Here is a 13,918-nt window from a genome sequence, read left to right as displayed (position 1 = left end):
CGCTCGCGACCGTCGGACACCCGATAGTAGGCGTGATGTTTTCTTGCAGCAATAGTTAATTTGACATATTGACCGCTTCATTATTCTTGTTTTGACGGCGTGGGTTGGCGCGCCATGTATTTGTCTAGCGTGCCGTCGATGGCGCACCTGGCAGACCGTCGCCGGCCCGCAGCGCCGCCACGACGGCGTGCCATTCGGGCGCACTGACGGGAGAGACGGACAGGCGGCTGCCTTTTTGCAGCAGCACCATGGCCTCGAGGGACGCCATGGCGCGCAAAGCGGTGAGGGGCACAAGGCGTCCCCGCTCGAGCGCACGAATATCGCGCGACACCCAGCGCGGTGTGGCCGGACTGGCCTTGGGGTCGAAATACGGGCTGGCAGGGTCGAACTGGGAGGCGTCCGGATAGGCCACGGAGGCCACTTCGGCCAGCCCGGCGACGCCGGGAACGGCGCAGCTGGAATGATAAAACAGCACGCCATCGCCCACGTTCATCTGGTCGCGCATGAAATTACGCGCCTGATAATTGCGCACCCCGCACCAGGCCAGCGTGCGATCGGGGGCCGCCAGCAGGTCGTCAAAACTGAGCTCGTCCGGCTCGGATTTCATTAACCAGTAAGGCATGCGGAAAAAAATAAGAAGAGAGAAGGAGTGCAGGCAAGGCCGGGCAACTGCCTGTTTTTATTGCATGGACCTCTAAAAATCCTCTGGCGGGACCAGTGATTTTTAGCTGTCATTCCCAAATAAAAGCCGCTTGCCGCTTTTATTCGATTGTTATTACCCCGCCTGTGCCGTCTTTGCCGGCATCCCGAACCAAACGGTTCAAGGTGGTCACAGTTAGTTCAATTTCGGGTTCGTCGGACTAGCGACGCTCACTCCCATCAAACATAATCCCGCAACCGGTGCACATAAATGGTTCAAGGAATATATGGCAATCGCGAACACCGCAGGGTGGAACGAAGTTTACTCCGATACACCGACAAGTCAAACGAATTTGGCCGTCAAAACAGATTTTCTTGCGGCGTCAGGGCGCCATCGAGGACCGTGTTCATCGCTTCCATTTTCTGCTTGACTTCCATCAGCGACAGGCCCGAAAACGGTCCTTCTCCCGATTTGGTCGACAGCAGTTCGGCGGCCACCGACAGCGCCGCCATCACGGCGATGCGGTCATTGCCCTTGACTTTGCCGGAGTCGCGCAGGGCGCTCATCTTGCCGTCGAGGTAGCTGACCGCTTCTTTCAGCGCGTGCTCCTCGCCTTCGCGGCAGGCCAGCCGATACGGGTGGCCCATGATGCTCACGTCGAGCTGGATCATTTGGCCACCTCCACGGCGGCGCTCACCGCGTCGGCGGCGCTGGCGGCGGGCGCGGCGCTGACGGGCACGGGGATCTGTGCGATCAGCGCACCAATGCGCTGGCGCGCTTCGGCCAGGCGCTGGCGGTGAGTGGCGTTTTCGGCGGCGAGCTCGACATTGGTCTGGCGCAGCGAGGCGTTTTCACGCCGCAACGCCGCCGTCAGGTCGGCAAGCTGGTCGATCTTGAGGGATAGGTCTTGGAATTCAGAAATCATCCCGTCACTATAGAACCCGGGGTGAACCGCAGTCAATCGAATCAGTACGCCGACCCCCTTCAAACTGACAGGATCGGCACGCCGCCCTGCTTCGGCGCTGCCCGGCAGCGGGCTCGCGCAGCGCCACGCGCGGGGGTAAATGGCGAAATAGTTCAGAACGAGAGCTTGAAATAGGGGGGTATCGTCCCTATAATTAGCACTCGTTGGCAGAGAGTGCTAACAGAAGTTTTACTGAATTAAGCAAGCTGCATCCCCAGGGTGCCGCAATCCGAACGACCCGACCGGCGCCGGAATTATCCGGGAACGTCAGTCAACCCATTGATTTTTAAGGAGTCTTATATGAACCTTCGCCCTTTGCACGACCGCGTCATCGTCAAACGTCTCGACCAGGAAACCAAAACCGCGTCCGGCCTGATCATTCCAGATGCAGCCGCTGAAAAACCGGACCAGGGCGAAGTGCTCGCCATCGGTAACGGCAAGGTCCAGGACGACGGCAAAGTACGCGCCCTCGAAGTCAAGGTCGGCGACCGCGTTCTGTTCGGCAAATACTCGGGCCAAGCCGTCAAGGTCGACGGCGAAGAGCTGCTGGTCATGCGCGAAGAAGACATCATGGCCGTGCTGGTCAAGTAATCAGCAGCCACTGTCTCACCCTAATCATTCCTCACCGGAGAAACACACATGGCATCTAAAGACGTAGTATTTGGCGACAGCGCCCGTTCGAAAATGGTTGAAGGCGTCAATATCCTCGCCAACGCAGTCAAAGTCACCCTGGGCCCGAAAGGCCGCAACGTCGTCATCGAGCGTTCGTTCGGCGCGCCAACCATCACCAAGGACGGTGTTTCGGTTGCCAAAGAAATCGAGCTCAAAGACAAGCTGATGAACATGGGCGCGCAGATGGTCAAGGAAGTCGCTTCCCGCACCAGCGACAACGCCGGCGACGGCACCACCACCGCCACCGTGCTGGCCCAGGCCATCGTGCGCGAAGGCATGAAGTTCGTTGCCGCCGGCATGAACCCGATGGACTTGAAGCGCGGCATCGACAAGGCAGTCGCTGCCACCGTCGAACAGCTGGCGATCATCGCCAAGCCATGCACCACCACCAAGGAAATCGCCCAGGTCGGCTCGATTTCGGCCAACTCGGATGCATCGATCGGCGAGCGTATCGCTGAAGCGATGGAAAAAGTGGGCAAGGAAGGCGTCATCACCGTCGAAGACGGCAAGTCGCTCAACGACGAACTCGACATCGTCGAAGGCATGCAGTTCGACCGCGGCTACCTGTCGCCGTACTTCATCAACAACCCGGAAAAACAGGTCTCCATCCAGGACAACCCGTTCGTCCTGCTGTGCGACAAAAAAATCTCGAACATCCGCGATCTGCTGCCGATCCTGGAACAAGTTGCCAAAGCGGGCCGTCCGCTGCTGATCATCGCCGAAGACATCGAAGGCGAAGCGCTGGCCACCCTGGTGGTCAACAACATCCGCGGCATCCTGAAAACCTGCGCCGTCAAAGCGCCAGGCTTCGGTGACCGTCGTAAAGCCATGCTGGAAGACATCGCTGTCCTGACCGGCGGCCAGGTGATCGCCGAAGAAGTCGGCCTGACGCTGGAAAAAGTGACCTTGGCCGAACTGGGCCAGGCCAAGCGTATCGAAGTGGGCAAGGAAAACACCATCATCATCGACGGTGCCGGTCAAGCCGAAGCGATCGAAGCGCGCGTCAAGCAAGTGCGCGTGCAGATCGAAGAAGCGACCTCGGACTACGACCGTGAAAAACTGCAAGAGCGCGTGGCCAAGCTGGCCGGCGGTGTTGCCGTGATCAAGGTTGGCGCTGCCACCGAAGTCGAGATGAAAGAAAAGAAAGCCCGCGTCGAAGATGCACTGCACGCCACCCGCGCTGCCGTTGAAGAAGGCATCGTGCCAGGCGGCGGCGTTGCCCTGCTGCGCGCGCGCGCCAACATCAACGTCAAGGGCGACAACCCTGACCAGGACGCCGGCATCAAGATCGTCCTGCGCGCCATGGAAGAGCCACTGCGCATGATCGTGCAAAACGCCGGCGAAGAGCCGTCGGTGGTCGTCGCCGCTGTGTTGGCCGGCACCGGCAACTACGGCTACAACGCCGCCAATGGCACCTACGGCGACATGGTCGAAATGGGCGTGCTCGATCCAGCCAAAGTGACCCGTTCGGCGCTGCAAAACGCCGCATCGATCGCTGGCCTGATGCTCACCACCGACGCCATGGTCTGCGAACAGGCTGACGACAAGTCGGCTGGCGGCGGCATGGGCGGCGGTATGGGCGGCATGGGCGGCATGGGCGGTATGGACGGCATGATGTAATTGCCAGCCCCGGGGTCCGCGGACCCCATCGCTGAAAAACAATGGCCACCTTCGGGTGGCCATTTTTTATGGGCGCGGCGCGGCGACATATGTATCGGGATCTTGTTGACGGCGCCGCCGGCTCGCTGCTACTGTACTAATTAAAATAGTACAGTTACCCAGGAGCCGCCATGAGCCGCCGTACCCCGCTAATGCTGCACATCGTCGCCGGCGACAGCCGCCCGATCCACCACCAGATCGTCGATGGCGTGCGTCGCCTGGTCGCCAGCGGCGCGCTGCCGCTGGGCGCCGCCCTGCCCAGCGTGCGCGGGCTGGCGCAGCAGTTGACCATCAACCCGAACACGGTGGCGCGGGCCTACGCGGAACTGACGGCCGAAGGCTGGCTCGATGCCCGCGCCGGCCTGGGACTGTTCGTGGCCGCGCCGCGCCAGCGCCTGGCGGACGCCGAGCGCACGCGCCGCCTTGACGACGCCGTGCAGCGCTTCGCCGGCGACGTGATCGGCCTGGACTACTCCGCGCAGGACATCCTGTCGCGCGCGGCGAGCGCGCTCGAGGCGGTCCTGCCGCATCCCGAACCGGCGCGCAAAAGCGCATGAACGTCATCGACACCCGCGACCTGTGCCTGCACTACCGGGGCAAGCTGGCGCTCGACCACCTGACGCTGGCGATCGCCGATGGCGGCATTCACGCCGTCGTCGGCGCCAACGGCGCCGGCAAGTCATCGCTGTTTCGACTGCTGCTGGGCTTCGAGTCGCCCAGTGCCGGCACTGCCACCATCCTCGGCTGCGACAGCGCCCGCCTGACACCGGCACTGCGCGCGCGCATCGGCTTCGTCAACGAGGAACATACCTTGCCGGCCTGGATGCGGGTAAGCGAGCTCGCCGCCATGCAGCGCCGCCAGTACCCCTCGTGGAACGGGGAGCGCTATGCGGCCGTGGTGAGCAACTTCAATGTGCTGCCCACCCAGAAAATCGCCGAACTCTCGCGCGGCGAACGGGCCGGCGTCAACCTCGCGCTGGCGCTGGCGCAGTGCCCGCAACTGCTCATTCTCGATGAACCGACGCTGGGACTGGACGTTGTCGCCAAGCGCGCCTTCCTGGAAGCGCTGATGGCCAGCGCGCTCGACGACGGCGCCACCATCGTCTACTGCTCGCACCAGATGGAAGAAGTCGAACGGCTCGCCGACCAACTGGTGATACTCGAACGAGGCCAGCTGCGCCACCTGTCCACCCCGTTCGCGTTCTGCGAAAAGGTGCGCTTGTGGATCGCCGAATTTCCCTTCAGCGCCCCGGACCGCCGACAGCTGCCCGGCGTGCTGCAACAGGACCGCATCGATGGCCTGAGCCATTTCACCGTGTTCGACCAGGGCGACGATTTTGGCGCGCGCCTGAAGCTGCTGGGAGCGCGCTCGGCGCAGTCGATGGCGGTCAGCCTGGAACGGGCGGTCAACGCCTTTTTGTCCAACAGCCATATCGGCACTGAACGCAAGGCAAGCCACGCATGAAAGACCTGTACCTGAGCGAGCTACGGCGCTTTCGCAATGGCGCGCTGCTGTTCACGGCGGCGCACCTGCTGGCGCTGCTGTTCGTCAACCGCCTGTTCGACCTGCAGCAGCAGCGCTGGGAGGTGCATGCCGTGCTGCTGACGTTCTACTGCCTGGCCGGGGCGGGCTTCGCCGTGTTCCAGCTGCTCGGCTACAGCCAGCCCAGCCGCTGGCTATGGCTGCACCATCGCCCCCTCTCGCGCGCACGCATCTTCGGCGCCATCGCCCTTGCCTCGCTGACCCTGATCGTGCTGGCGGTCGGGCTGCCCGCCGTCGCCACGCTGGCCGGCATCGGCGCCGTCAGCGAACGCACCGTCGACGCGCGCCACTACCTGGCCGCACTGCACATCGTGCTGATCACCTTCGCCGCCTGGCTGGCCGGCGCCATCGCCGTCACCAGCCGCGCCAAAACCGCCATCGTCGTGATGGTGCTGCCGGCACTGCTGATGGCGCACTTGGCCTCGGGCGCGACCATGCTGGCGCCGGCGCTGCTGTGCATCGTGCTGCTCGCCTGGGTCGCCTACTCCAGCTTCAAGCCGAACCGCATGGCGCCACCGGACAGCCCGGCGGCACTGATTGCGACCGCACTGCCCCTGCAACTGGGCTTGTACTTTGCCCTGCTGTGGAGTGGCGCCACGCTCTACCAGACGGTATTGATGGCGGCCGACCTGCACCCGACCAAGCGCGCGCTGCCGATCGCCGGCAGCTACGTCGCGCTGACCCGGATGGGCAGCGGGGCGGCATTCGAGGCGGTGCTGGCGCGCTCCACCGATGCGCGCGCCGACCAGTGGCGCCGCCAGCTGACAGGGGCACCGGCAGCCAGCCTGGCGCCGCTGGCGCGCAACTTCCCCGTGCGCCAGCAGTCGAGCAACCGCAAGAGCCTGCAGTGGGGCGATGGCACGCACAAGATCGAATGGACGTTCAGCCATGACGCCATGCGATTCAGGGGCCGCGACATGTTCACCGGCCGCTCGCGCGGCTGGTTCGGCGCCGGCGGTGCCGGCGATAGCGCGCCGTTTTCGTCCGTGCCGCTGGTGGCGGCACCGTACCTGCTCACCCCGCAAACGCTGTATCTGATCGAAGCGCAGGGGCAGCAGTTGCACCGTCTGATAGAACTGGGCGGCGCCGAGACCTTGACGGGGCCGCCCAAGGCGCTGGCACAGCACCAGTACCTGCTCACCAACCGCCGCCTGATCGTCTGCGCCGTGCCGGCCGGTGCCCGCGGCGCCCTGGCGGCGCAGTTTGGGGTCGACCTGCCCGGCCCCTTGAGCGAGCTTGACCGCGTCGATATCGCCGAACTGCCCGACGGCATGCTGCTGTCGTTCAACCAGGGGCGCGGCATGGGCGAAGGCGGGCCGGCGGCGCGGCAGACGCTGGTCTTCGTCGATGCGACGGGCGCGGCGCAGGTGGTGGCGCAGCGCGCCGTGGGCCACGATTTCAGCACCCTGTTCGAGCACCGCGCCTGGTGGCTCTCGCCCGTGCTCGAGACGCTGGTGTCGCTGCCCGAACGCCTGCTCGACGGCGGCGCCGTGGCCGACGTCCTCCCCGCCACCTCGGCACGCCCGCCGACGGTGCTGCTGGCGGCGCTCGCGGCCAGCCTGCTGTCGGCCGTGGGCGCCCATCTGTGGCTGCGCCGCGCCCGCATCGATCCGCGGCGCCGGGGCGGCTGGCTGGCCGCCTGCCTGCTGCTGGGGCCACCGGCCTTGCTGTCGCTGATGGTGCTCGAAGCGCGCGCCGCCAGGCGTCCGCACCGCGACACCAATATTGCCCGCATGCCAGGCTTGGCGTAGACTGCGATGAACTCATCCATCGACACCATGACCCCATTCGCCCGACCTCTTCATCACCGCGCCCTGCTTGCGGCCGCGCTTGTCCTTGCCCTGTCGGGTTGCCGCGAAAAGGCCGCGCCAACGCCCGCGCCAACCCAGGCCCCCACCAGCGGCGTGGCCACGGCCGACGCGCGCCAGCAGGCCATCGCCAGCCTGATGGCCTTACCGGAACTGAAAGCCTGGTCGAGCGCGATCGAAAAATCCTCGGGCGGCAGCGCCCGTGGCGCCGTCATCGAATACGATGCCGCGCCGCGCCTGATCGACGGCAAACGGTATTACCAGCTCAGTTTTGTCGAGAACGGCAAGGACGCCGTGCACCGCTGGGAGGATTTCCTGGTGGCGGAAGAAGGCGGCACCATCCTGGTCGAGGATGGCGCCGGCGACAAGCCCTTGAGCCTGGCGCAGTGGAGAAGCAACAAGCGCCCGCTGGAGCGCACGCATTGAGTCAGCCGGCGGCGCTGTGAACGCTCAGGCCTGCAGCACGCCGAACCAGCCGCCGAAGGCCGGCAAGCTGACCAGGCCATCGGTGACCTGGCCCGCCAGGCCGTGCCCGTCGACGGCGCTGGCGCCCCGTGCGGCGGCCCAGTCGAACGTCACCGGCGCCGGCCCCAGGTTAAAAATCGCCAGCATCGACGCCATCCCCGGCAGGTCGCGGCGCAGCGCCAGGATCGGCTCGGGCGCGTCAAAAAACACGATGTCGCCGCGGGTCAGCTGCGGCTGAGCTTTTCGCCACTGGATCAGGCGGCGGGCCGCGTTGAGCGGCGAGGCGGCGTCGCCGTCCTGGACCGATTCGGCCGCCGCGATGTGCGCCGGATCGAGCGGCAGCCACGGCGTGCCGGTGGTAAAACCGCCATTCGGGGCGGCGTTCGTCCACGGCATCGGCGTGCGGCAGCCGTCGCGGCCCTTGAACTCGGGCCAGAAGGTGATGCCGTACGGGTCCTGCAGCAGCTCGAACGGCACATCGGCTTCCGTCAGCGCCAGCTCGTCCCCCTGGTACAGGCAGGGCGTGCCTTTCAAGGCCAGCTGCATCGCCAGCACCACCCGCGCCAGCGCCGGCGACGGCTGCTCGCCGCCCCAGCGCGTCATCACGCGGATGCTGTCGTGGTTGCCCACCGACCAGGAGGCCCAGCCGCCCGTCACGCGCGCCTCGAACTGCTCGACCTGGGTGCGGATGTGCGCGGCCGAGAACTGCGGCGTGAGCAAATTAAAACTGTAGGCCAGGTGCAGCTTGTCGCCGTCGGCCGTGTAGGCCGCCATCACGCCGAGCGCATCGTCGGCGCCCACTTCGCCGATGGCGATGGCGTCGTATTCATTGAGCAGCGCGCGCACGCGCAGCAGGTAGGGGATGTTCTCGGGCCGGGTCTTGTCGTAGACGTGCGCCTGCATGCCGTACGGGTTCACATCGGTGACGGTGGCGGTGTCGCGCGTGAGGGCCGGCGGATTGCTGCGCAACTCGGTGTCGTGGAAGTGAAAATTGCAGGCATCCATGCGCACGCCGTCAACTCCCCGCTCGAGCCAGAAGCGCAGATTGTCGAGGTGGACCTGCTGCACCTCGGGATGATGAAAATTCATGTCCGGCTGGCTGGCCAGGAAATTGTGCAGATAGTACTGCTTGCGCCGGCTGTCCCACTGCCATGACGAGCCGCCGAACACGGACAGCCAGTTATTGGGGGGATTGCCATCGTCGCGCGGATCGGCCCAGACGTACCAGTCGGCCTTCGGATTGGCGCGGCTGGCGCGGCTCTCGGTGAACCACGGATGCGCTTCGGCCGTGTGCGACCAGACCTGGTCGATCATGATTTTCAGGCCCAGGCCGTGCGCCTTCGCCACCAGGGCGTCGAAGTCGGCCAGGGTGCCGAACAAAGGATCGACGTCGCAGTAGTCAGACACGTCGTAGCCGAAGTCCTTCATGGGCGAGGTAAAAAACGGCGAAATCCACACGATATCGACGCCCAGGCTGGCGATATACCCCAGTTTTTCGGTGATGCCGGCCAGGTCGCCGACGCCGTCGCCGTTGGTGTCGAGGAAGCTGCGGGGATAAACCTGGTAAATGGTGGCTTCGCGCCACCACGGCGTGTCGTTGATGATCATGAAAAGTTCCGCTGAATGAAGGATTTGTAGATAATATACAGCAGAGACCGGCGCGCGACAATCGCTGGAGCCCCGCTCAATACCCGTCTTTTCAACGGCTTAGCACCGATCCGGCAGCTACCGGACACAGCTGCGGTAGTCAAACTACATGATGGCGCACACCGATCAATTAGCAGTTGCCAGTTCGGCAGCTTCATTCTAGTATCGCGTCTGGTCAATACAGGGGGATTCCATGTCGCAGGCAGCAACCGTGGACGCGCAAGCAGTCAGCAGCACCGGGACGGGGCGCATGCCGCGCCAGATACCGTACATTATCGCCAACGAGGGCTGCGAGCGCTTCAGCTTTTACGGCATGCGCAACATCCTCACGCCCTTCCTGATCAGCACCCTGCTGCTGTTCCTGCCGGAGGCCGAGCGCGCCGGCGAAGCCAAGCACGTGTTCCACACCTTCGTCATCGGCGTCTACTTCTTCCCCCTGCTGGGCGGCTGGCTGGCCGACCGCTTCTTCGGCAAGTACAACACGGTGCTGTGGCTGAGCCTGGTCTACTGCGCCGGCCACGCCTGCCTGGCCATCTTTGAAAACAGCCTGAACGGGTTTTATTTCGGCCTGTTCCTGATCGCGCTGGGCTCGGGCGGCATCAAGCCGCTGGTGTCGACCTTCGTCGGCGACCAGTTCGACCAGACCAACAAGCACAAGGCCAAGCTGGTCTATGACGCCTTTTACTGGATCATCAATTTCGGCTCCTTCTTCGCCTCCCTGCTGATGCCGATTTTCCTGCGCCAGTATGGTCCCGCCGTCGCCTTCGGCATTCCCGGCATCCTGATGTTCATCGCCACCGTGGTGTTCTGGTCGGGCCGCAAAAAGTACGTGCACATCGCACCGGCGCCGGCCGATCCCGATTCGTTCATGCGGGTGGCGCGCACGGCGCTGCTGGCACAAGCGCCCGGCCAGGGCCGTCCCGGCCTGATCGTCGCCGCCATCGGCGCCGCCGGCGCGCTGGCCTCGCTGGCCATGTCGCTGCAATGGGGCTTCGTGATTGCCGCCTGCCTGGCGCTGGTGCTGGTGCTGGCTTTCGGCGGGGTCGGCGTGTCGCTGCAACTGGAACGGGCGCGCGCGTCCCACCCGGCCGCAGCGGTCGACGGCGTGCGCGCCGTGCTGCGCATCCTGATCGTGTTCGCGCTGGTGACGCCGTTCTGGTCGCTGTTCGACCAGAAGGCCTCGACCTGGATCGTGCAGGCCAACGCCATGACCCAGCCCACCTTGCACTGGTTCGGCAGCGAGTTCACCTTCCAGCCGGCGCAGATGCAGGCCTTGAATCCCCTGCTGGTGATGATCCTGATCCCGTTTAACAACCTCGCGCTGTTCCCCCTGATCCGGGCGCTGGGCATCGAGCCGACCGCGCTGCGCCGGATGACCGCGGGCATCGTGTTCACCGCGCTGGCCTGGGTCGTCATCGGCGCCATCCAGGTCCACATGGACAGCGGCAGCCCCACCTCGATGGCCTGGCAGATCCTGCCCTACGCCATCCTGACGCTGGGCGAAGTGCTGGTCTCGGCCACCGGCCTGGAGTTCGCCTACAGCCAGGCGCCGAAAGCGATGAAGGGCATCATCATGGCCTTCTGGAGCCTGGCCGTGACGGTGGGCAGCCTGTGGGTGCTGATCGTCAACGCCAGCGTCAAGAACGACACCGTCGTCGCCTGGATCAAGAGCACCGGCTTCGGCGTGATCGCCGCCCAGATGATTTTCTTCGCCGCCTTCGCCTTCGTCGCCGCGCTGATCTTCGGCTGGTACGCCACCCGCTACCGCCTCACCGACAACTACCGCGATTAAGTTTACCCTGTACAGGAACACCATGAGCATCCACGGGCGCCACGCCGGCCTTGTTGTAGCGGGCGTGAGCGCCCTGTTTTGCGCCCTGTCACTCGGCGCGGCCCAGGCGGCGCCGGCGCCGCTGGCCGCCTGCGACGGGCCGTTTCAAACGGTCCTGCACGGGTCGACGGAAACCCTGGAAGCGCGCGCCGTCTGGCTCGACGAGGCATCGCTGCGCTGGCCCGGCATGGCCGACACGGGCGTGTTCAAGCTGTACCACGCCAGCGCCGCCTCGATCGTCGCCCATGCCGGTCAGGCCGTGCGCGGCGCCGACGGCGCGCTGCCCCTGCGCGCCGCCGCCGCTGCCGCCGCGCCCCGCTTTGCCTACGTGGGAACCGGCGCCGAACTGCGCCTCGACGCCGACCTGGCCACCCTGCGCAGCCTGCACCGGGGCCAATTGGTGCTGGTGCGCGAGGACGCCGCCGGGCGCGTGCTGGCGGCCACCCGCATCCAGGCCGCCGGCGCGCTCGACCGCTTGTATGCGACGGCGGCCACTGCCGACCTGGGCGTGACGGTTGGCGCCAGCGCCAGCGTGTTCACTGTATGGGCGCCCACCGCGCAGGCGGTCGCGCTGTGCCTGTACGACAGCGGCGCCGGCCCCGCTGCGTCGATCGCGCCCATGCAAAGGGACGAAGGGACCGGCGTGTGGCGCGCCGCCGCGCCGGCCGCCAGCGCTGCCTACTATACTTACCTGGTCGACGTGGTGGCCGATGGCACGGGCCTGGTGCGCAATCTCGTCACCGACCCGTATTCCGTCAGCCTGAGCCTGGACTCGGCGCGCAGCTACGTCGCCGACCTGGCCGCGCCCGCGCTCAAGCCGGCCGGCTGGGACGCCGGCAAGGCGCCCGCCAGGGTCGCCGCGCTGACCGACATGGTGGTCTACGAACTGCACGTGCGCGATTTTTCCATCAACGACGCCAGCGTGCCGGCCGCCCACCGGGGCAAATATGCCGCCTTCGGCGACACCGCCTCGAACGGCATGCGCCACCTGGCCGCCCTGTCGCGCGCGGGCCTGACCGACATCCACCTGCTGCCCGTCTACGACATCGCCAGCGTGCCCGAACAGGCTTGCGCCGTGCCCCGGCCCCGTGGCGGCCGCGCCAGCGCAACGCAGCAGGCGCTGGTGATGCGTTTCGCCGAACGCGACTGTTTTAACTGGGGCTACGACCCCTTCCACTTCAACGCGCCCGAAGGCAGTTACGCCAGCGACGCCGCCGATGGCGCGCGCCGCATCGTCGAGCTGCGCGCCATGGTGGCGAACTTGCACGCTATCGGCCTGCGGGTCGGCATGGACGTCGTCTACAACCACACCTACCGCGCGGGCCAGCACCCCCGCTCGGTGCTCGACCGTATCGTGCCCGGCTACTACCACCGGCTCGACGCCGCCGGCGCGGTGGCCCAGTCGACCTGCTGCGACAACACGGCGACGGAAAACGCCATGATGGGTAAGTTGATGATCGATTCGGTGCTGCTGTGGGCCACCCAGTACCGGATCGACTCGTTCCGCTTCGACCTGATGGGCCACCAGCCGCGCGCCGTGATGGAACAGTTGCAGGCGCGCGTCGATGCGGCCGTCGGCCACCCCGTGCAGCTGATCGGCGAAGGCTGGAATTTCGGCGAAGTGGAAAACGGCGCGCGCTTCGTGCAGGCCGCGCAACTGTCGCTGGGCGGCAGCGGCATCGGCAGCTTCAGCGACCGCGGGCGCGACGCCGTGCGCGGCGGCGCCGCCGGCGACAGCGGAGCCCGCCTGATCAGCGAGCAGGGCTTCATCAACGGCCTCGTCACCGACCCCAACGCGCTCGGTGGCGGCCACCCCGCCAGCGCGCTGGCGCGCGCCGCCGACCTGGTCAAGGTGGGGCTGGCCGGCACCCTGCGCGACTACCGCCTGCGCACCTGGGACGGCGCCGACAGGACGCTGGGTGAGATCGACTACAACGGCCAGCCGGCCGGCTACGCCCTCGCCCCCGGCGAAGCGGTCAACTACGTGGAAAACCACGACAACCAGACCCTCTACGACATCAACGCCTTCAAGCTGCCGCGCGCCACCTCGGCCGCCGAGCGCGCCCGCGTGCAGATGCTGGGGGCCGCCATCGTCGCCTTCAGCCAGGGCGTGGCCTACTACCACGCCGGCATCGACACCCTGCGCTCGAAGTCCCTCGACCGCAACAGTTTTAATTCGGGCGACTGGTTCAACCGCCTCGACTGGACGTACCGGAGCAATTATTTTGGCACGGGGCTGCCACCGGCGCCCGACAACGGCAAGGATTACGCGCTGATCAAGCCGCTGCTGGCCGACGCCCGCCTGCGCCCCGCCGCCGCCGACATCGGCTTCGCCCGCGACGTGTTTCGCGATCTGCTGGCGGTGCGCGCCAGCACCACCCTGCTGCGCATGCGCAGCAGCGCCGACGTGCAGCAACGGCTGCACTTCCTGCCCAGCGCGGCGCCGCTGATCGCCGCCCGCATCGACGGCGATGGCTATCCGGGCGCGCGCTTTCGCACGCTGGCCTACTTCATCAATGTCGACAAGGTCGCCCACAGCGTGCGGGCCGAGGGCGAACAGGGGCGCCGCTACCGGCTGCACCCGGCCCAGAAGGCCGACGCGCGGGTGCGCCAGGCGCGCTTCGACCCTGCCACGGGCCGCTTCCTGATACCGCCCCGGACCGCCGTGGTGTTCGTCGAGTAGCACCGC

12 protein-coding genes and 1 other RNA gene are annotated in these 13,918 nt (G+C 66.1%); 8 read left to right on the top strand and 5 right to left on the bottom strand.

Features of this window, described 5'->3' with window-relative positions:
• Positions 1-124: 124 nt before the first annotated feature.
• The 4 genes from ACP7EY_RS02390 to ACP7EY_RS02375 all read right to left on the bottom strand — a co-directional run bounded on the left by ACP7EY_RS02390 (position 125) and on the right by ACP7EY_RS02375 (position 1,565).
• The gene (locus ACP7EY_RS02390) at positions 125-622 is read right to left on the bottom strand and encodes an EVE domain-containing protein (RefSeq protein ID WP_426190092.1); all 498 of its coding nucleotides are present in this window, start codon (positions 620-622) and stop codon (positions 125-127) included.
• Positions 623-773: 151 nt separating this feature from the next.
• A non-coding RNA gene (gene ssrS, locus ACP7EY_RS02385) (6S RNA) lies at positions 774-954 on the bottom strand.
• A gap of 45 nt (positions 955-999) precedes the next feature.
• Positions 1,000-1,311: a cell division protein ZapA gene (locus tag ACP7EY_RS02380; RefSeq protein ID WP_426190090.1), complete on the bottom strand. Its 312-nt coding sequence runs from the start codon at positions 1,309-1,311 to the stop codon at positions 1,000-1,002.
• The gene (locus tag ACP7EY_RS02375; protein ID WP_426190088.1) at positions 1,308-1,565 is read right to left on the bottom strand and encodes a DUF904 domain-containing protein; all 258 of its coding nucleotides are present in this window, start codon (positions 1,563-1,565) and stop codon (positions 1,308-1,310) included. The genes ACP7EY_RS02380 and ACP7EY_RS02375 overlap by 4 nt, the downstream gene beginning before the upstream one ends.
• A gap of 339 nt (positions 1,566-1,904) precedes the next feature.
• On the opposite strand from ACP7EY_RS02375, the gene groES reads away from it, so the two are divergent.
• The 6 genes from groES to ACP7EY_RS02345 all read left to right on the top strand — a co-directional run bounded on the left by groES (position 1,905) and on the right by ACP7EY_RS02345 (position 7,712).
• Positions 1,905-2,195 (top strand): co-chaperone GroES, encoded by a 291-nt coding sequence (gene groES, locus ACP7EY_RS02370; protein WP_426110287.1) that lies wholly within the window; start codon positions 1,905-1,907, stop codon positions 2,193-2,195.
• Between the two features lie 48 nt (positions 2,196-2,243).
• On the top strand, positions 2,244-3,896 hold the full coding sequence (gene groL, locus ACP7EY_RS02365) for a chaperonin GroEL (RefSeq protein WP_426190086.1): 1,653 nt from the start codon (positions 2,244-2,246) through the stop codon (positions 3,894-3,896).
• Between the two features lie 170 nt (positions 3,897-4,066).
• Positions 4,067-4,492: a GntR family transcriptional regulator gene (locus tag ACP7EY_RS02360; protein WP_426190084.1), complete on the top strand. Its 426-nt coding sequence runs from the start codon at positions 4,067-4,069 to the stop codon at positions 4,490-4,492.
• Positions 4,489-5,400, top strand: a complete 912-nt coding sequence (locus ACP7EY_RS02355) for an ATP-binding cassette domain-containing protein (protein WP_426190082.1) — start codon at positions 4,489-4,491, stop codon at positions 5,398-5,400. Before ACP7EY_RS02360 ends, ACP7EY_RS02355 begins: the two co-directional genes overlap by 4 nt.
• Positions 5,397-7,229, top strand: coding sequence for a hypothetical protein (locus tag ACP7EY_RS02350; RefSeq protein ID WP_426190080.1), 1,833 nt, complete (start codon positions 5,397-5,399; stop codon positions 7,227-7,229). The genes ACP7EY_RS02355 and ACP7EY_RS02350 overlap by 4 nt, the downstream gene beginning before the upstream one ends.
• 6 nt (positions 7,230-7,235) lie before the next feature.
• Positions 7,236-7,712, top strand: coding sequence for a hypothetical protein (locus tag ACP7EY_RS02345; RefSeq protein WP_426190078.1), 477 nt, complete (start codon positions 7,236-7,238; stop codon positions 7,710-7,712).
• Positions 7,713-7,736: 24 nt separating this feature from the next.
• Here the strand turns inward: ACP7EY_RS02345 and ACP7EY_RS02340 are convergent, their stop codons facing one another.
• Complete coding sequence (locus ACP7EY_RS02340) at positions 7,737-9,359, bottom strand: alpha-amylase family glycosyl hydrolase (protein ID WP_426190076.1); 1,623 nt, start codon at positions 9,357-9,359, stop codon at positions 7,737-7,739.
• Positions 9,360-9,648: 289 nt separating this feature from the next.
• On the opposite strand from ACP7EY_RS02340, the gene ACP7EY_RS02335 reads away from it, so the two are divergent.
• Complete coding sequence (locus ACP7EY_RS02335; protein ID WP_426190738.1) at positions 9,649-11,190, top strand: oligopeptide:H+ symporter; 1,542 nt, start codon at positions 9,649-9,651, stop codon at positions 11,188-11,190.
• Positions 11,191-11,212: 22 nt separating this feature from the next.
• On the top strand, positions 11,213-13,912 hold the full coding sequence (locus ACP7EY_RS02330) for an alpha-1,6-glucosidase domain-containing protein (RefSeq protein ID WP_426190074.1): 2,700 nt from the start codon (positions 11,213-11,215) through the stop codon (positions 13,910-13,912).
• Positions 13,913-13,918: the final 6 nt, after the last annotated feature.

This window comes from Massilia sp. DWR3-1-1, from assembly GCF_049898325.1.
In the GTDB taxonomy this organism is placed as follows: domain Bacteria; phylum Pseudomonadota; class Gammaproteobacteria; order Burkholderiales; family Burkholderiaceae_D; genus JAFCUW01.
This window is presented reverse-complemented; position numbering and strand designations above follow the sequence as displayed.